Annotated in this window: 17 protein-coding genes; 2 read left to right on the top strand and 15 right to left on the bottom strand. The window is 69.1% G+C overall.

Translation table 11 applies throughout. The annotated features are described in order from the left end of the window. Positions 1–86 precede the first annotated feature (86 nt). Positions 87–1,586, top strand: coding sequence for a class I adenylate-forming enzyme family protein (locus AWC24_RS19630; protein WP_085088377.1), 1,500 nt, complete (start codon positions 87–89; stop codon positions 1,584–1,586). A 31-nt stretch (positions 1,587–1,617) separates the two neighbouring features. Further along, positions 1,618–1,920 (top strand): hypothetical protein, encoded by a 303-nt coding sequence (locus AWC24_RS19625; RefSeq protein WP_085088374.1) that lies wholly within the window; start codon positions 1,618–1,620, stop codon positions 1,918–1,920. Positions 1,921–1,929: 9 nt separating this feature from the next. Here the strand turns inward: AWC24_RS19625 and AWC24_RS19620 are convergent, their stop codons facing one another. From AWC24_RS19620 to AWC24_RS19550, 15 genes are all read right to left on the bottom strand, one after another. Beyond that, a complete protein-coding gene (locus tag AWC24_RS19620) occupies positions 1,930–2,436 on the bottom strand; it encodes a DoxX family protein (RefSeq protein ID WP_085088372.1) in 507 nt (168 codons plus the stop codon). After that, positions 2,433–3,131, bottom strand: a complete 699-nt coding sequence (locus AWC24_RS19615) for a fatty-acid--CoA ligase (RefSeq protein ID WP_085088369.1) — start codon at positions 3,129–3,131, stop codon at positions 2,433–2,435. Before AWC24_RS19615 ends, AWC24_RS19620 begins: the two co-directional genes overlap by 4 nt. 16 nt (positions 3,132–3,147) lie before the next feature. Next, complete coding sequence (locus AWC24_RS19610) at positions 3,148–3,684, bottom strand: hypothetical protein (RefSeq protein ID WP_085088366.1); 537 nt, start codon at positions 3,682–3,684, stop codon at positions 3,148–3,150. Further along, positions 3,681–4,295, bottom strand: coding sequence for a TetR/AcrR family transcriptional regulator (locus AWC24_RS19605; RefSeq protein ID WP_085088363.1), 615 nt, complete (start codon positions 4,293–4,295; stop codon positions 3,681–3,683). Before AWC24_RS19605 ends, AWC24_RS19610 begins: the two co-directional genes overlap by 4 nt. A 118-nt stretch (positions 4,296–4,413) precedes the next feature. After that, on the bottom strand, positions 4,414–5,562 hold the full coding sequence (locus AWC24_RS19600) for an acyl-CoA dehydrogenase family protein (protein ID WP_085088359.1): 1,149 nt from the start codon (positions 5,560–5,562) through the stop codon (positions 4,414–4,416). A 30-nt stretch (positions 5,563–5,592) separates the two neighbouring features. After that, positions 5,593–6,738: a thiolase family protein gene (locus tag AWC24_RS19595; RefSeq protein ID WP_085088356.1), complete on the bottom strand. Its 1,146-nt coding sequence runs from the start codon at positions 6,736–6,738 to the stop codon at positions 5,593–5,595. Positions 6,739–6,751: 13 nt separating this feature from the next. Continuing rightward, positions 6,752–7,540: an enoyl-CoA hydratase/isomerase family protein gene (locus AWC24_RS19590; RefSeq protein ID WP_085088354.1), complete on the bottom strand. Its 789-nt coding sequence runs from the start codon at positions 7,538–7,540 to the stop codon at positions 6,752–6,754. Further along, positions 7,540–8,754, bottom strand: a complete 1,215-nt coding sequence (locus AWC24_RS19585) for a CaiB/BaiF CoA transferase family protein (protein WP_085088351.1) — start codon at positions 8,752–8,754, stop codon at positions 7,540–7,542. The genes AWC24_RS19590 and AWC24_RS19585 overlap by 1 nt, the downstream gene beginning before the upstream one ends. Further along, on the bottom strand, positions 8,754–9,944 hold the full coding sequence (locus tag AWC24_RS19580) for an acyl-CoA dehydrogenase family protein (protein ID WP_085088348.1): 1,191 nt from the start codon (positions 9,942–9,944) through the stop codon (positions 8,754–8,756). Before AWC24_RS19580 ends, AWC24_RS19585 begins: the two co-directional genes overlap by 1 nt. Positions 9,945–10,010: 66 nt before the next feature. Next, a complete protein-coding gene (locus tag AWC24_RS19575) occupies positions 10,011–11,726 on the bottom strand; it encodes a thiamine pyrophosphate-binding protein (protein WP_085088345.1) in 1,716 nt (571 codons plus the stop codon). Between the two features lie 24 nt (positions 11,727–11,750). Then, entirely contained in the window at positions 11,751–12,764 is a 1,014-nt protein-coding gene (locus AWC24_RS19570) for an acyl-CoA dehydrogenase family protein (protein WP_085088342.1), read from the bottom strand. Then, the gene (locus AWC24_RS19565) at positions 12,761–13,984 is read right to left on the bottom strand and encodes an acyl-CoA dehydrogenase family protein (protein ID WP_234807445.1); all 1,224 of its coding nucleotides are present in this window, start codon (positions 13,982–13,984) and stop codon (positions 12,761–12,763) included. The genes AWC24_RS19570 and AWC24_RS19565 overlap by 4 nt, the downstream gene beginning before the upstream one ends. Then, entirely contained in the window at positions 13,981–14,898 is a 918-nt protein-coding gene (locus AWC24_RS19560) for an acyl-CoA dehydrogenase family protein (RefSeq protein ID WP_085088339.1), read from the bottom strand. Before AWC24_RS19560 ends, AWC24_RS19565 begins: the two co-directional genes overlap by 4 nt. Next, on the bottom strand, positions 14,895–16,067 hold the full coding sequence (locus tag AWC24_RS19555) for an acyl-CoA dehydrogenase family protein (protein ID WP_085088336.1): 1,173 nt from the start codon (positions 16,065–16,067) through the stop codon (positions 14,895–14,897). Before AWC24_RS19555 ends, AWC24_RS19560 begins: the two co-directional genes overlap by 4 nt. Further along, positions 16,064–17,194 (bottom strand): CaiB/BaiF CoA transferase family protein, encoded by a 1,131-nt coding sequence (locus AWC24_RS19550; protein WP_085088453.1) that lies wholly within the window; start codon positions 17,192–17,194, stop codon positions 16,064–16,066. The genes AWC24_RS19555 and AWC24_RS19550 overlap by 4 nt, the downstream gene beginning before the upstream one ends. Positions 17,195–17,299: the final 105 nt, after the last annotated feature.

Raw genomic sequence — 17,299 nt, 5'->3', positions numbered from 1 at the left:
CACCCGATCCGGCTGCTGGCGGTAGCGCAACTACCAGAAAATGATAATGTCGTTCTCATTCACGACGGATTACGGGGAGCCGAGCGGTGAGCATTTCGTTGTTGCTGGAAATGGCGGTGTCGGCCGGCCCCGACCGGGTGACCGTCGTCTCGGAGACCACCCGCTACACCACCGCCGAACTCAACGCCCTCGCTGACGCCGGCGCCGGGGTGATCAGCGAGACCGGCGCCAACAGTGTGGCCTACATCGGGATGGGCGGCGACATGCTGCCCCTGCTGTTGTTCTCCGCGGCGCGGGCCGGCCGGCCCTTCGCCCCGCTCAACTACCGGCTCAGCGGCCCGGCGCTGCGCGAGCTGATCGGCCGGCTGCCGCAACCGCTGGTCGTCGTCGACAAGGAATACCTCGACCTGGTCGGCGAGGTGGGCGACATCGGGATCGGCCCGATCGATTCGGCCACCTTCTGCGCCCGGGCCCGCACCACCACCCCGGAGGTGCAGTGGCCCGACCCCGACGACGTGGCGGTGGTGCTGTTCACCTCGGGCACCACCTCGGCGCCCAAAGCCGTTGAGCTGACCCACAACAACCTGACCAGCTACATCACTCAGACCGTCGAGTTCGGTTCGGCGGACACCGCGGACGCGGCGCTGATCTGCGTTCCGCCGTATCACATCGCCGGTGTCGGAGCGGCGTTGAGCAATCTCTACGCCGGCCGCAAGGCGGTCTATCTGCGTCGCTTCAGCGCCCCCGAGTGGATCCGGTTGGTCAAAGACGAGGCGGTGACCACCGCGACCGTCGTCCCGACGATGCTGGAGCGCATCGTGACCGAACTGGAAGCCCACCCGGCTCCGCTGCCGACGCTGCGCAACCTGGCCTACGGCGGCTCCAAGGTTGCGCTGCCGTTGGTGCGCCGGGCGCTGGACCTGCTGCCCGACGTCGGCTTCGTCAACGCCTACGGCCTGACCGAGACCAGTTCGACGGTCGCGGTGCTCACCCCCGACGACCACCGCACGGCGTATGCGTCCACCGACGAAGCCGTCCGCAAGCGGTTGGGGTCGGTCGGCCGGCCGGTGCCCGGCATCGAGGTCGTCATCCGCGACGACGAGGGCCGGCCGGTGGCGGCCGGAGAGCCCGGCGAATTGTTCCTCCGGGGCGAGCAGGTCTCCGGCACCTACACCGGCATCGGGTCGGTGCTCGACGCCGACGGCTGGTTCCCGACCCGCGACCTCGCCGTGCTGGATGAGGAGGGCTACCTGTTCATCGTCGGTCGCTCCGACGACACCATCATCCGCGGCGGCGAGAACATCGCACCCGCCGAGATCGAGGACGTGCTGGTCGAGCACCCGCAGGTTCGCGAGGTCGCGGTGGTGGGCGCCCCGGATCCGGAGTGGGGCCAGATCATCGTCGCGTGCGTGGTTGCGGCGCCGGGTGCGTCACCGGAGCCGGAGGCGCTGCGCGAGTATGTTCGGGAACAGCTGCGAGGGTCGCGCACCCCGGACCGGATCGTCTTCCGCTCGGAGCTGCCGACCACCCCGACCGGCAAGGTGCTGCGCCGGGAACTCCTCAACGACCTGCAAACCGCGAAGTAGTCCACGTAGTTTTTCAAGCCGAAGGGGCGCAATGATCAAGTCCGGTACCCGTCTGAAGAGCCAGGTGTGCGACACCCAGGTCATCGTGGTGAAGACCGCCGACAGCCTCGATGACCTGCGCGCCGGTGGGGCCCCGATGGTGCCCCTGGAGGACAGCGCCTCGCCCGAGGCGACCCTGGATCCCGATTTCGCCGGCGGCGCGGTGATGGGCAAACGCTACGTCGACGAGGCCGGCGCCGAGGTCCTGGTGACCAAGGCCGGTGCCGGCGCGTTGAGCGTCGGCACCGTGCCGTTGGCCCTCAAAGAAGCCAAACCGCTGCCGGCCAGCGACTGACCGGCGCGGTCAGGCCGACTCGCGCACCGGCCGGTAGAACACCACCAGTTGGCCGATGCCGCCGGCGAGTCCGAGCCCGGCCGCGATCAGCAGCCCGGTCCATCCGTCGCACCAGTTCTGGCCGAACAGCAGGTGGTCCAGGCTGAGCCGTCCGGCGCCGAGCATGGCGACGCCGACCGCGACGGCGGCCAGCACCAGGTTGTACTCCCACCCGCTCTTGACGATGAAGAAGCCGTTGTCTCGGTGCACCGTCCAGGCCGCCACCAGCATCAGGGCGACGAAGCCCGCCGCGGGAATCGGCGTGAGCAGGCCGGCGGCCAGGCCCAGCCCGGCGGCGATCTCGGTTCCGGCGGCCACCCGGGCGTGGAAGAGGCCGGGCCGCATACCGATGCTGTCGAACCACCGTGCGGTGCCGGGTATCCGGCCGCCGGAGAAGATCTTGTTGTAGCCGTGCGCGGCCATGGTCAGGCCCAGGCACAGCCGCACGATCAACAGTCCCGCGTCGTAAGCGGTCATCGAATGGGTTCTCCTTCTGCTCGTTCTTGTTGGTCATCTTGCTGATCCGCCACGCGCATCAGGTGTGCCAGGCGGCCGACGAAAACCGGCGGGTAGACACCGACTCCGGCCCTGGTGACCCAGTCGGCGGCGAACTCGGGTTGGCTGATCCACTGTCCGGCGCCGGCCTCGCCCACTTCCTCAGCCGCCTCCTGCAGCATGAACACCTCGCGGGGATTGTCAAAGGCCTGGAATATCAATACCTTCCGGATTCCGGCCGCGGTGAAGGCGTCCGCGGTGTCATGGACGTGGGCGATGAGCGCCTCGGCATCGACGACCTCGGCCACCGCCGCTACCACTACGCCCGGCGGTTCGGCCGGCGGTTCAGTCAGGCTCGAACTGTCGGCCAGCTCGATGCGCTCCGCCAGCGCACCGGCGAAGACGGCGGGAATGTCATCGACGCCGACCGCGTCGAACCAGCCCATGAAGGCCTCGTCGCGGAGCAGGTCGGTCACCGGCTGCTCGGCGCGGATCGACATCAGTGCCAGCACCCGGCCGGGGTCTACCGACGAGGTGTAGACCAGCACATGACTGGCGCCCAGGTGAGCCAGGCTGTCGCGGTGGCGCTTAAGCAGCGGCCAGACCCTGGCCGGATCCGGGACTCGATAATCCGTCACCAGTACCAGGGAACGCGACAGTGGCACGTTCTCGGTCAACGTCCGATCGCGCCGCTCAACTCGCCGGGCTCAGGTCTGCCGCGACCGATGCACACGCCGGCCCGCAGCGGAACTTCTCGATGTGACCGGATCCGGCGACGCCTTTCGGGTCGATGCCCGCCGCTCGCAGCGCCTGGGCCTTGAACGCGCGGGCTGCCGCGCTGAGCCGGTGCTGGCGGGTGTCGACGTCGCGATGCAACTCGGCGGGCACGTCGCCCCACAGCGTCACCTCGGTGCTGCTGTGTTCCAGCGCGTCGAGTACGCCCTGGCGCACGCGTGCGTGGCCGTCGAACATCTGGGCGCAGACGGCGATGGTCTGCGGGTGCGGCCACTGCTCCCAGTGGGTGAGCACCGACGCCAGGTCCAGCACCCGGGCGCCGAGGATCTGCAGCGGGCGGGTGTCGGTGCCCTCGAAGGCATCGAGCATCATGACGCTGACGTCCCAGCCCGCCGTCGCGCGGTCGTAGAGCCAGCCGCCCGCCGCCGTGACGATGTCGACGACACTGTGGCCGACGATGTCGAACCGGTACCGCATGTCGGGGTCGGGGGTCATTGCGGGATGTCCTTTTCCAGTGGAGCGAAGTCGCGGGCCAGTGTTTCCGTGTAGGCCGTGAACACCTCGGCCAGCGGTATCGAGGGATCCAGTAGCCATGACATCTCCATTCCGTTGATAAAGGCGAGAATCTCTGCGGCCTTGATGGCCGGGTCGAAATCCGTGCGGTAGCGCCCGGCGTCCTGGCCGCGCCGGATCAGGTCGGCGACGATGTCGACCGCGGCGTGGTAGCGCTTCAGCATCCGATCGTGCAGCGGCGCCTCGGGCAGTACGTTCTCGGCGAGCAGCACGGTGAAGGTGCCGACCAACTCGGGTGCGCGGGTGAATCGCTCGGCCACCCGCTGGATCTCCTCGATGAGCTCGCCGCTGCGGTCGGCATGCGTGTCGTCGTCGGCGTCGCGGGCGTCGAGCACCGCGTGCAGCAGCTGTTCCTTGGACGCGAAGTGGTGCAGCAGACCGGCCGCGCTGACCCCGGCGTTGCGGGCGATCTGCGCCAGCGAGGTATTGCGCCAGCCGTTGCGGGCCAGCAGGTGCTCGGCTGCCAACAGAATCCGCTGCCTGCGGTCCTCGCCTTTGGCGAGCAGTGTGGCGTACGGCCGGGGTGAGGTCACCGGTCTCCTTCGATCAACCAACCAAGTGAACACACAGTAGGTTGGTTTGCACGCTGTGACAAGGGTCTCATCGAAGAATCTTTGATTACGGACTCACAACCGCGGCCCCGAGACCGTCTCAGAGCCCCAGCGACTTGGCGATGATCATCTTCATCACCTCACTGGTCCCGGCATAGATCCGGGCCACCCGCGCGTCGGTGTAGAGCCGCGCGATCGGGTATTCCATCATGTAGCCGTAGCCGCCGAACAACTGCAGGCAGCGATCGATGACTCGGGCCTGCATCTCGGTGCAGAACAGTTTCACCCGAGCGGCGTCGGCGCCCGAAAGCTTGCCATCGACGTGCTCGATGACTGCCCTATCGAGCATGCATTGGGCGGCTTCGATCTCGGTGGAGACCGCGGCCAGTTCGAACTTGGTGTTCTGGAACGACGCGACCGGTGAGCCGAACACGTTCCGGTTCTTGACGTAGTCGATGGTGGCGGCCAGCGCCGAACGGGACTGCGCCACCGAGCCGACCGCCACGGTGAGTCGTTCCTGGGCCAGGTTGTGGCCCAGGTAACTGAAGGCCTCGCCGTCGGCGCCCAGCCGGTTGGCCATCGGAACCCGGACATCGGCGAAGGACAACTCGGCGGTGTCCTGCACCTTGCAGCCCATCTTGTCCAGTTCGCGGCCCCGGGCGAAGCCGGGCATGCCGTCCTCCACCACCAGCAGCGTCAGCCCGGCGCGGCGGTTGTCGGGGTCGGTGGCGGTGCGGGCCACCACGATCACCAGATCCGCCTGAATGCCGCCGGTGATGAACGTCTTGGCCCCGTTGAGGATGTAGTCGTCGCCGTCCCGCACCGCGGTGGTGCGCATCCCGGCCAGATCCGATCCGGTGCCCGGCTCGGTCATCGCGATCGCCGTCAGCAGCGTGCCGGCGGCCAGCCCGGGGAACCAGCGGGCCCGCTGCTCGTCGTTGGCGTAGTGCAGGAAGTACGGCAGGATCACCTCGAGCTGGGTGCGCACCGTGGACAGTGTCACCAGCGCGCGGGCCGCCTCCTCCTGCAGCACCACGTTGTAGCGGTAGTCGTCGATGCCCGCGCCGCCGTACTCCTCGGGGATCGCCATGCCCAGCATCCCCAGCGAGCCCAGCTGCTCGAAGACCGCGCGCGGCATCCGGCCGGCCTTCTCCCAGTTGGGGTATTCGGGTACCACCTGCTTCTCGACGAAGTCACGGGCCAGGGCCCGGAACGCCTCGTGGTCTTCGGTGAACAGCACGCGCTGCATGACGGTGTCTCCTTAGCCGATCCGGCCGGCCTAGCCGACGAGCTCGACGATCGTGGCGTTGGCGGTTCCGCCGCCCTCGCACATGGTCTGCAATCCGTACCGAATGCCGTTGTCGCGCATGTGGTTGATCATCCGGGTCATCAGCACCGCGCCGGATGCGCCGAGCGGATGGCCCAGTGCGATCGCCCCGCCGACCGGGTTGAGCAGCTCCTCGTCGGCGCCGGTCTCGGCCAGCCACGCCAGCGGCACCGGGGCGAACGCCTCGTTGACCTCGAACACACCGATGTCGGCGATGCCCAACCCGGCGCGCTTGAGCACCTTCTCGGTGGCCGGGATGGGCCCGGTGAGCATCAGCACCGGGTCGGCTCCGGTGACCGCGCCGGCGGTGTAGCGCACCAGCGGGGTCAGCCCGCGCCGGGCGGCCTCGTCCTCGCTCATCACCAAAAGCGCTGCGGCGCCGTCGGATATCTGCGAGGAGTTGCCGGCGTGGATCATTCCGTCGTCGCGGAACGCCGGTTTGAGTCCGGCCAGCTTCTCGACGGTGGTGCCGCGGCGGATGCCCTCGTCGGCGTCCACCACCCCGCCGTCGGTGGCGACCGGGACGGTCTGGTCGCGAAACGCCCCGGCGTCCTGCGCGGCGGCGGCCCGCTCATGTGAGCGCGCCGCGTACTCGTCGACCCGGACGCGGTCGAATCCCCACCTCTGGCAGATCATCTCCGCGCCGATGCCCTGGTTGAACTGGAAACCGTCGTAGCGCGCAAGAGCTTTGGGGCCGTAAGGTTCACCGCTGGCCCGGGCCGCGCCGAGCGGCACCCGGCTCATGACCTCGACGCCGCCGGCGACGACGACGTCCTGCTGTCCCGACATCACCGCCTGCACCGCGAAGTCGAGTGCCTGCTGGCTGGAGCCGCACGCCCGGTTGACGGTGGTGCCCGGGATGTGCTCGGGCCAGCCGGCGGCCAGCACCGCGTACCGGCCGATGTTGGAGGACTGGTCGCCGACCTGCGACACACAGCCCCAGACCACGTCGTCGACGATGTCCGGGTCGACCCCGGTGCGGGCCATCAGCTCGTTGAGCACGATCGCGGACAGGTCCGCGGCGTGCGTGCCGGCCAGGCCGCCGTTGCGTTTGCCGACCGGGGTGCGTACCGCCCCGACGATCACCGTTGGTCGCATCTCTACTCCGATCTCACTTGGCGGGCCATCCACCGGTGAAGCGCGGTGTGCGCTTCTCGGCGAATGCCGCATAGGCTTCGGCGGCATCGGTGCCGGCGAAATTGACTAGCTGGGCCCGGGATTCGTTGGTCAGGGCCTCGGGCAGGGTGCAGTCGGCCCCCTGATTGAGCAGCGCCTTGGTCTGTGCCAGCGCCCGCGGCGGGCCGGCGGCCAGCCGGTCGGCGAGCTCGTCGACGAACCCGTCGATCTCACCGGCGTCCACCACCCAGGTCACCAGGTTCAGCCGGTGGGCTTCGGCGGCGTCGATGGTATCGGCCAGCAGCGCCAGCCGCTTGGCCTGCTGCAGGCCGACGATCTTGGGCAATAACCACGAACCGGCCAGGTCGATCGACAGGCCCCGCTTCGAGAAGATCTGGCAGAACGACGATTCCGGCGTGGCGACCACCAGATCGCAACCCAGCGCCAGGTTCCAGCCCGCCCCGACCGCCACCCCGGTCACCTTGGCGATGGTCGGGACCGTCAGCTCGTGCAGCGCCAGTGCCACATCGGTGAGCCGCTGCAGCTTGTGCACCGGGTGGGTGTCGTCGCCGGTGCCGATGTCGGCGCCCGAACAGAACGCGCCGCCGGCGCCGGCGATGACCAGGGCGCGCAGGTCGCGATCGTCGGCGGCATCGCGCAGCGCATCGCGCAGCTCCCGCCACAGTTCCGGGTTGATCGCGTTCTTGCGGGCGGGCCGGTTCAGGGTGAGAGTCCGTACCCCCTCGCGATCGGTGCGTAGCAGAACATCGGTGTCGGGGGCCATCAGCTGCCAGCCTGCCCGATCGCCCCCTGGCCGCGCAGCTCGGCGATCTCAGTGTCGGTGAAACCCAGTTCGCCCAGCACCGCCTCGGTGTGCTCGCCGAGGGCGGGCACCGGCCCCATCGGCGGCTCGAAGCCGGCGATGACCGGCGGCGGCAGCAACGATGGGATCGGCCCGGCGGGGGTGTCGATCGAGCGCCACCGGTCGCGCTCGGACAGCTGCGGGTGGGCCAGCACATCGGCGGCGGTGTTGTAGCGGGCGTTGCCGATTCCGGCGGCATCCGCGGCGTCCTGGATCTTGGCCAGGTCGTGGCGCGCACACCACTGGCCGATCGCCTCGTCCAGGATCGCCCGGTTGCCCACCCGGTCGGCGTTGCCGGTGAAACGCGGATCGTCGGCCAGGTCGTCGCGGCCCAGCAGCTCGCGGGCCAGCCGCTGCCATTCCCGGTCGTTGGTGGTGCCCAGCACCACGGTGTGGCCGTCGCCGGTCGCATACGCACCGTAGGGCGCCACCGCCGGAGAGCTCATGCCCAGCGGCTGCTGTTCGATGCCGGAGTGCCGCGCATAGGTCAGGTGATAGCCCATCATCTCGGCCATGGTGTCGAACAGGCTGACGCTCACCGACGGCGCCGGCTCATCGGTGCCCGCACCTTTGCGACCGATCAGCAGCGCCATGATCGACAGCGCCGAGTACAGGCCGCTGGTCACGTCCGCCACCGGCGGGCCGGGCTTGGCCGGCTCGCCCGGCCGGCCGGTCACCGAGCACACCCCGGACTCGGCCTGCACCAGCAGGTCGTAGGCCCGCTTGTGCGACAGCGGTCCGCCGCTGCCGTAGCCGTCGATCTCCACGGCGATCACGTTCGGGTGCCGGGCCGCCATGTCCCGTGCCGACAGTCCCAGCCGCGCGGTGGCGCCCGGTGCGAGATTGGAGACCAGCACGTCGGCGGTGTCCAGCAGCCGGTGCAGAACCTCGCGTCCCGCCTCGCTTTTCAGATCCAGCGTGACCGACTGTTTGCCGCGGTTGACCCAGACGAAGTGTGCCGCCTGGCCTCCGGGACCACCGACCACGTCGTCGTAGTAGCGGGCGAAGTCGCCGCCGTCGGGGTTCTCCACCTTGATCACCCGTGCACCGAAGTCGGCCAGCGCGCGGGTGCACATCGGGGCGGACACCGCCTGCTCCAGCGCCACCACCGTGACACCGGCCAGCGGTGCGGTCATCAGTAGCTCCTCGGCATCCCGAGCACATGCGAGCCGAGGAAGTTCAGGATCATCTCCTGGCTGACCGGGGCGATCTTCATCAGCCGGGATTCCCGGAAGAACCGGGAGATGTTGTACTCCTCCGAGTAGCCCATCCCGCCGTGAGTCTGCAGCGCGCGGTCGGCCGCCGCGAAACCGGCGTCGGCACACAAATATTTGGCCATGTTGGCTTCACGACCGCAGGACTTGCCGTTGTCGTAGAGCCAGGTGGCCTTGCGCAGGATCAACTCGGCGGCGTCCAGTCGGGCCAGCGAATCGGCGAGCGGGAACTGGATGCCCTGGTTCATGCCGATCGGCCGGTCGAACACCACGCGCTCGTTGGCGTAGCGGACCGCGCGGTCCAGCGCGACCCGGCCGATCCCGAGCGCCTCGGCGGCAATCAGCATGCGTTCCGGGTTGAGCCCGTGCAGGATGTAGGAAAAACCCTTGCCCTCTTCGCCGATCCGGTGTTCGGCCGGGATCCGCAGGTCGTCGATGAACACCTCGTTGGAGGACACCGCGTTTCGGCCCATCTTGGGGATCGGCCGGATGTCGACGTGGTCACGGTCGATATCGGTGAGGAACAGCGTGAGACCCTCGGTGGGTTTGCCACCGCGGCGTTCCACGTCGTCGCGGGATTCGGTGCGGGTCAGCAGCAGGATCTTCTCGGACTCCAAAGCTTTGGAGATCCACACCTTGCGGCCGTTGACCACATAGTCGCTGCCATCACGCTTGGCGAACGTGGTGATCCGTGACGTATCAAGTCCCGCAGTCGGTTCGGTGACACCGAAGCACACGTGCAGGTCACCGGTGACGATGCGCGGCAGGGTTTCGGCCTTCATCTCCTCGGAGCCGAACACCACCACCGGCTGCATCCCGAAGATCGACATGTGGATGGCGCTGGCGGCGTTCATGCCGCCGCCGGAACGCGCCACCTCCTCGGCCAGGATGGTGGCCTCGGTGATGCCCAACCCGTGGCCGCCGTACGCCTCGGGGATGGTCATGCCCAGCCAGCCGCCGCCGGCGATGGCGTCGTAGAACTCCTGCGGGAACTCGTGAGCTTGGTCCTTGCTCATCCAGTAGTGGTCGTCGAACTTCGCCGCCAGTTCGGCGACCGACTGCCGGATCAGCTGCTGGTCCTCGGTCAGCTCGAAGCTCATTCCGCCGGGCATGGTCTCCTCCAGCTCGTCGCTGCAATCACGGATATGCGTTAGCCGGAAATGAGAATAACATTCTCATCATTGGGTTCCTTCGGCATACCAGGTGCGGAACTCGGCGTAGTTGGGCATCTCCTCCGAGTTGGCCTTGGGGTCGATGCACACGTGAATCACCGCGGTGCCGCCGGCGGCGTAGGCCCGCTTGATCGCCGGCCCGATCTCGGCCTCGTCCTCGACGTACTCCCCGTGGCAGCCCATGCCCTCGGCGATCTTGTCGAACCGGACGTCCTTGCTCCAGTGCACGCCCGGCTGCGGCGAGGGCTGCTCAAACGTGCGCTTGTACACCCCGACCTCCAGCCCCCACTGGTGGTCCACCCCGACCACGCAGACCAGCGGCAGCTTGAGCCGGGCGGCGGTCTCCAGCTCGGCGATGTGGAACAGGAACGCCGAGTCGCTGGTCAGCAGCATCACCGGCCGCTTGCCGCCCTCGGCGACCGAAGCGCCCACCGCGTACGGCAGGCCGGTGCCCAGGTGGCCGAAGTTCTGATTCCACATCACGTCGTGCGGCTTGGCCTGTGAATAGGTCCACTGGAAGATGACGGTGGCGCCGCCGTCGCGCACCATGATGCCGTGCGCGGCGACGTCCGCAAAAGCCCGAGTGGCCTCGACCACGTAGCGCGCCGGGTGCACCGGGGTGCGTCCGGCCGGTGCGGTCTCGGCCAGCTCGGCGAGCTGCTCGGCGTCCTGTTTGATCCACCGGTCCAGCTCGGCCGGCTGCGTACGGGGGCTGTCCCGCAGTGCCTCCACCAGCTGCGGCACGACACCGCGCAGATCGCCCACCAGCGGCACGTCGACGGGCCGGTTCACCCCGATCGCCAGTGGATCCTGCTCGACGTAGATCCACTTGCGGTCGGTGTTCTTCTCGGCCCAGTGCCGGGTGGTGCCGTAGTGCACCGGCTCGCCCAGTTCGGTGCCCAGCGCCACACAGACGTCCGAGGCCACCACCGCCTCGACCGCCGATTGGGAGAAGCCGTAGGGGAAGGTGCGGTCTTCCAGCCCGGGGATGAACGCGGTGCCGCCGGAGGTCTGGATCACCGGGCACGCCATCAGTTCGGCCAGTTCGCGCACCGCCGCCGCGCTGCGCGAGGTGTGTACCCCGTGACCCACCAGCAGGATCGGGCTCGCCGCGTTGCGGATGATCTCGGCGGCTTCGGCGACCTCGGCCGCCCCGGCCCGCTGGTTGACCAGCCGGTAACGGTGCGGCTCCGGCGGACCGGCGACGTCGAGCTCTTCGAGGATCACGTGTGACGGGTACTCGATATAGGCCGGACCGGGGGTTCCGGACATGGCCCGGCGGATCGCCTCGTGCACGATCTCATCGGTCTGGTCGGCGTACTCGATCGACGCGCTGTACTTCACCGACGGCGCGAAAAGCTCTTCCTGGCGGACGAATTGGATACGCCCGCGCCGCACTCGCCGCTCGGTGATGCGGGCCCGTTGCCCGCCCAGGAACACCACCGGGGAGTTCTCCACCTTGGCGCACATCATCGCCCCGGCGATGTTGGCCACGCCGGGCCCCAGGGTGCCGATGCACAGCCCCGGCGCCCCGGTCATCCGCGACGCCGCCTCGGCCATGAACCCGGCGCTCTCCTCGTGGTGCGGCGCCACCACCGACCAGCCGCGCTGTTCGGCCTCGACGAACATGTGCACGAAGTTGGGGTCGGGGATACCGAACAGCGTGTTGACGCCCTCGGCCTCGAACAGTTCCAGGATCCGGCGATATACGGGCACACCCACAGTCGAAACTCCTTGCTTGACTTGTTAATACCGTTGAGCGAGATGTTGACGGTGCGCTGCCGGTGACCCAAACAGCGACCGGTTGAACACGGCGCGTTTCAGATAGACGTGGATGCCGCTCTCCCACGTGTAGCCGATCCCGCCGTGCAGCTGCAGCGCCTTGCCGACAACCTCGACCGCGGCACCGCAGGCATACGACTTCGCCATGGCCACGGCGACATCGGCCTCAGACGCTTCGGGTGCCGCGCCCGCGGCCACCGCATCGATGGCCTCGCGTACCAGGGCGCGAGCCACCGAGACCGTCACCAGCATGTCCGCGCAGGCGTGTTTGACGGCCTGGAAGGAGCCGATCGGACGGCCGAACTGGTGGCGGGTCTGCGCATACGACACGGTGGCGGCAAGCATGGCCTCGGCCAAACCGAGGCTGTCGCAGGCCACCGTGACCGCCGCCCGGTGCTGCACCGACCGCGGGTTCCCGATGAACCGCAACGGCTCGGACACCAGCACGCCCGCAGCGGTCACGGTGGCGACCCGGCGAGTCTGGTCGAGCACCGGCTGCGCAGTGACGGTGAGCAGGTCGGTGGCCACGGCGACCTGGGCGCCGGTGTGGTCGGTGGCCAGTACCAGCAGCCGATCGGCGCCGTCGGCGTCGGGGACGAAGTCGGCACGGCCGGACAGTCGCCCGTCGGCGGCCAGGGTGAAGTCACCCATCACCGTGGCGACCCGTGTCGTGCCGGCGGCGACATCGGTCAGCAAGTTGTCACGAACAACACTGTCCTGCAGGGTATTCAGCACGCCCACCGTCAGCACCGCACTGCCCAGGTAGTCGGTTGCCGCGGCGGCCCTTCCCAGTTCTTCGCAGACCACCGCGACCTCGGCGAACGTCGCGCCGGCCCCGCCGAAGGCCTCGGGGACCTCCAGCCCGACCCAGCCGGCGTTGGCCATGGTCGACCAGTCGACGACCCGGCCGCGGGACAGCACGTCGGCGGCGACGGCCCGAAGGTCGTCGTGCAGTTCGGCGAAATCTGTTGTGGTCACGGCAGGCTCGGTTCTCGCGGCAGACCCAGGCCGCGTTCGCCGATGATGGTGCGCTGGATCTCGCTGGAGCCGCCGGGGATGGTCCACTCCCAGGAGCCGATGAAATCCAGCACCCAGGAACCCGACTCCCAACCGCTGGACAGGGGTTTGGTCAGCGTCGTGTGCGCGGCCAAACCGCCGATCTCGGCGCCGAAGTCGGTGAGCCGCTGCAACAGCTCGCTGTAGTAGAGCTTCACGATCGAGGCGTCGGCGGGCCCGGCCGTGCCGGCCTCGACGTCGGCCACCAGCTGCCGGCACATCGCCCGCAGGCCGGTGATCTCGGTTTCGAGCTGGGCTAACTTGTCGGCCACCACCGCGTCGTCGGTCGGCGCGGCCTGCACCAGCCAGCGAAAGCCCGCGCAGCCCAGCCGCTCGGCCAACTCGAGCATGGTCATGCCGCGTTCGGCGCCCAGCGTCGCCTGCGCCACCTGCCAGCCGGTGTTCTCGGCCCCGATCAGGTTCGCCGCCGGGATCACCACGTCGTCGAGGAAGATCTCGCAGAAGTGCTGATCGCCGACGGCGTTGCGGATCGGCCGCACCTGCACCCCGGGGGTAGCCATATCCAGCAGGAAATAGGAGATGCCCTTGCGTTTGGGGGCGTCCGGGTCGGTGCGGGCCAGCAGCAGACACCATTGGGCGTGGCTCGCGCCGCTGGCCCAGAGCTTCTGGCCGTTGATCACATAGGTGTCCCCCACCCGGCGCGCGGTGGTGCGCAGCGATGCCAGGTCGGAGCCGGCCTCGGGCTCGGAGAAGCCCTGCACCCAGATCTCGCCGTCGAGGATCCCCGGCAGGTGCCGACGGCGCTGCTCCTCGGTGCCCGCTGCCAGCAGGGTGGCCGCCGCGTGGTGGATGCCGACAAAGGCCAGCACCAGCCGCGGCGCGTCATGGGCGGCCAACTCCTGGTACAGCACCGCCTGATCGGCCACCGACATGCCGCCGCCCCATTCGCGCGGCCAGTGCGGCACCGCGAACCCGGCACGGTGCAGCGTGGCGAACCAGCGGCGCTGGAAGTCGACGAACTCGGCCTCGTCGACCCCGGTCTGGGTGCGGCGCCAGTCCGCCGGGATGTTGTCGGCGCACCACTGGCGTACCTGGGCGCGGAAGTCAGCAGGTTCATCCGGCGGTTCCAGCTTCGCTTCTCCTGCGTCGAACCTCGCTGAACCACCGGTGCCGGCCATCATGCGTAGAGTCCCGTCAGCCCGGTGCGGCCGGCGCGCTCGACCAGCAGCTCGCGGGTGCCCGAGAGCCCCCACGGCAGCCGGCGCAGCGGCTGGCTGTAGCGCGACAGCCAGGACAGTGCCGTCTCGTCGCAGAACCCGACGGCGCCGTGCAGTTGGTGACAGACGCGGAACACCACGTCGGCGGCTTCCAGCGCCGCCGATCGCAGCGCCAGCGCGTCGTCGACCGCTTCGGGACGTGCGGTCGCGATGCTCCACAGCGCGTACTTGGCCAGCATGTCCAGCCCGGCGCGCTCCACCTCGGCGTCGGTCAGCTGGAACTGCACGCCCTGGAACTTCGCCAGCGGTTGGCCGAACTGTTCACGCAGCCGCACATGGGCTTTCGTGAGATCCAGCGCCCGGTCCAGCATTCCCAGCAGCGTCCAGCATCCCAGCGTCAACCCCAGTGCCACGTCATCGGCGCCATCAGCGTCGATCTCGGTCAGCGTCAGCCCGGCGACCAGCCCCGGCCCGGCCGACGGTTGCGCCACCGCCGTGCTGCGCACCCCGGCCAGCGTGACCGCGGCCCACCGCTTCGACAACCCGGCCACCGCCCCGGCGGGCGCGTGCTCGGCGACCACGATCAGCCCGTCCGCGTCGAGATCGGCGGGCACCGAAAGACATTCGGCCACCGGGTAGGGCAGCGCCCAGTAGCCGGCGCTGCGGCACAGCGCCGCGGCGGCCTCCAGCTCGTCGGCGTCGGCGCGGGGCTTGAGGTCGAATGCGCCGAGTCCACGCAGCACCGGGGAGACCAGCTCGTCGCGCACCGCGGGGTCGGCGTCGGCGCGCACCACCAGCTCGTCGCCACCGGCCGCGTCGAACGCCCGCAGTGCCGCCCGCCCGTATTCTTCGGCGTCCGCGCCGAGTTCGAGGATCATCGCGGCCCCGCCAACAGCGCGCGGGAGAGCAGGATGCGCTGCATCTCGATGCTGCCCGACGAGACGGTGGCAGCCTGCGAGTAGCGCCAGTGGTCGTCGACCTCGGCGCGAAACCACTGCCCCTGCGGTCCGGCCGGGGCTTCGGCGGCGATCTCCATCAGCACCTCCGCACTCTCCTGGTCCAGCCGGGTGACCGCGATCCGGTAGGCGGCGGCGTCTCCGGGCGCGATCCGCCCGCTGGCCTGCAGCGAGACCACCCGGTAGGCCATCAGCCGGGCGCGCCGGCAATGCGTGAGCATCCGCACCCACCGCGCCGTCAATTCGGCGGGCAACGTCTCCCACCGGTCGCCGAGCGCGTCCGGCGCGGCGGCCAGCAGTCGTTCGCAGCGCGCATAGCGGGCGATGCCCACCCGCTCGTAGGACATCACGTCGGCCACGATCGACCAGCCCGCGCCGACCTCGCCCAGCACGTCGGCGTCGGTCACCCGCAGGTCGTCGAAGAACACCTCGTTGAGATGGTGCGGGCCCATCATGGTGCGGATCGGCCGGACCTGGATGGCGGGGTTGTCCATCGGGACCAGGAACACCGTGAGGCCCTGCTGTTTCTTGGTGACCGATCCTTCCCCCACGCGGGTGGTGCGCACCAGCAGGAAGCACCACTGCGCCATGGTCGCGTAGGAGGTCCAGATCTTCTGGCCGTTGATCACCCAGCCGGCCGAGTCGTAGCGGCGCGCCGTGGTGCGCAGCGAGGCCAGGTCCGAGCCGGCTTCGGGCTCGGAGAAACCCTGACACCAGATCACCTCGCCGGCGGCGATCGGCGGCAGATGCCGGCGCTGCTGCTCAGGTGTGCCGTGCCGCATGATGATCGGCCCGACCCAGTTGACCCCCATGTACTGCGCCCCGCGCGGTTCGTGGTGGGCCCACATCTCCTCGCGCACCACGGTCTGCTCCCACACCGAGGCGTCTGCTCCGCCGAACTCCTTCGGCCAGGACAGGCACAGCAGGTCGCGCTCGGCGAGTACCCGGCAGAACCGTTGGGCCGCGGCCAGATCGGCCGGATCGTCGGTGAACGCGCCCGGGAAGTGCTCCGGCAGCTCGTGTTCGATCAGCTCGCGCAGCTCTCCTCGCAGTGCGCCGGCGCGTGGCCCCATGTCGAAGTCGAGGCTCATGCGCCGCCGATCCCGAGTTCGGCGAGCACCGCCGCGGTGTGGGCTCCCAGCTCCGGCGCCGGGCCGGCGACCCGGCCGGGGGTACGCGACAACCAGGTGGGCACGCCGGGAAAGCGCACCGGCCCGGCCGGGGTGTCGACGGTCTCGAACAGGCCGACCGCGTTGAGATGCGGATCGTCGAAGAGGTCGCCCGGGGTGTTCAGCGGGGCGGCCGGTATCTCCAACTCGTGCAACAGCTTCAGCCATTCGGCGGTGCTGCGTTCCTTCATGGTCTCGGCCAGCAGCCCGTAGACGGTGTCGATCTGCCGGGCGCGCTGCGCCAGGGTGGCGTATTGCTCGGATGCCCAGGGGGGCTGCACCGCGTCGATGAAGGCGTTCCAGTGCTTGTCGTTGTAGATCAGCGCGGCAATCTGTCCGTCGCTGGTCTGATATGGGCGCCGGTTGGGCGCCACCGTGCGCGGGTAGACCGCCGGCCCCAGCGGCGGGTCGAACATCGCGCCGTTGGCGTGTTCGACGAGCATGAACGAGGCCATGGTCTCGAACATCGCGACCTCGACCTCCTGGCCCTGCCCGGTGCGCTCCCGGTGGAACAGCGCCATCATCGTGGCGTACAGGGCGGTCAGCCCGGCGATCTTGTCGGCCATGATGGTGCCCACGTAGTCGGCCCGGCCGGTGAGCTGCTGTTGCACCGCGGGTAGTCCGCATTCGGCTTGGATGGTGTCGTCGTAGGCCGGGCGGTCGCCGTCGGGTCCGCGGCGGGAGTAGCCGTAGCAGTTGGTGTAGACGATCGCGGGGTTGATCGCGGCGACCTCGTCGTAGCCCAGGCCCAGCTTGGTGATCGCCTTGGCGCGCATCGAGTGGATGAACACATCGGCGCCGGCGATCAGCGCGGTCATCGCCGCCTTGCCCTCGGCGGTGCGCAGGTCCAGCACGATGCCGCGTTTGCCGCGGTTGACGTTGACGAACACCCCGCTCATGTCCGGCGCGGGGCCCGCCGAGATGTAGCGGGTGGCATCGCCCTCGGGCGGCTCGACTTTGATGACGTCGGCGCCCATGTCGGCCATGATCTGCGTGCAGTAGGGGCCCATCACCATCGTCGTCAGGTCGACCACGCGGACACCGTGCAGCGGTCCGCTCGCCGGAGCGCCCCCGGCAACGCCAGCCGTGATTTGTTCGGACAAAATACTCCGTTCTGCGTATTGCAGAACACTATTCCGCAGTGCTTATTTGCG

The sequence above is a fragment of the Mycolicibacter senuensis genome (assembly GCF_002101885.1).
In the GTDB taxonomy this organism is placed as follows: domain Bacteria; phylum Actinomycetota; class Actinomycetes; order Mycobacteriales; family Mycobacteriaceae; genus Mycobacterium; species Mycobacterium senuense.
The sequence above is the reverse complement of the archived record's forward strand: the minus strand, read 5'-3'. Positions and strand labels throughout refer to the sequence as shown.

Excerpts from the sequence above, each read along its gene's own strand:
- AWC24_RS19625 (WP_085088374.1), top strand. The coding sequence starts at position 1,618 with ATGATCAAGTCCGGTACCCGTCTGAAGAGCCAGGTGTGCGACACCCAG.
- AWC24_RS19620 (WP_085088372.1), bottom strand. The coding sequence starts at position 2,436 with ATGACCGCTTACGACGCGGGACTGTTGATCGTGCGGCTGTGCCTGGGC.
- AWC24_RS19610 (WP_085088366.1), bottom strand. The coding sequence starts at position 3,684 with ATGACCCCCGACCCCGACATGCGGTACCGGTTCGACATCGTCGGCCAC.
- AWC24_RS19600 (WP_085088359.1), bottom strand. The coding sequence starts at position 5,562 with ATGCAGCGCGTGCTGTTCACCGAAGACCACGAGGCGTTCCGGGCCCTG.
- AWC24_RS19595 (WP_085088356.1), bottom strand. The coding sequence starts at position 6,738 with ATGCGACCAACGGTGATCGTCGGGGCGGTACGCACCCCGGTCGGCAAA.
- AWC24_RS19590 (WP_085088354.1), bottom strand. The coding sequence starts at position 7,540 with ATGGCCCCCGACACCGATGTTCTGCTACGCACCGATCGCGAGGGGGTA.
- AWC24_RS19585 (WP_085088351.1), bottom strand. The coding sequence starts at position 8,754 with ATGACCGCACCGCTGGCCGGTGTCACGGTGGTGGCGCTGGAGCAGGCG.
- AWC24_RS19580 (WP_085088348.1), bottom strand. The coding sequence starts at position 9,944 with ATGCCCGGCGGAATGAGCTTCGAGCTGACCGAGGACCAGCAGCTGATC.
- AWC24_RS19565 (WP_234807445.1), bottom strand. The coding sequence starts at position 13,984 with ATGATGGCCGGCACCGGTGGTTCAGCGAGGTTCGACGCAGGAGAAGCG.
- AWC24_RS19560 (WP_085088339.1), bottom strand. The coding sequence starts at position 14,898 with ATGATCCTCGAACTCGGCGCGGACGCCGAAGAATACGGGCGGGCGGCA.
- AWC24_RS19555 (WP_085088336.1), bottom strand. The coding sequence starts at position 16,067 with ATGAGCCTCGACTTCGACATGGGGCCACGCGCCGGCGCACTGCGAGGA.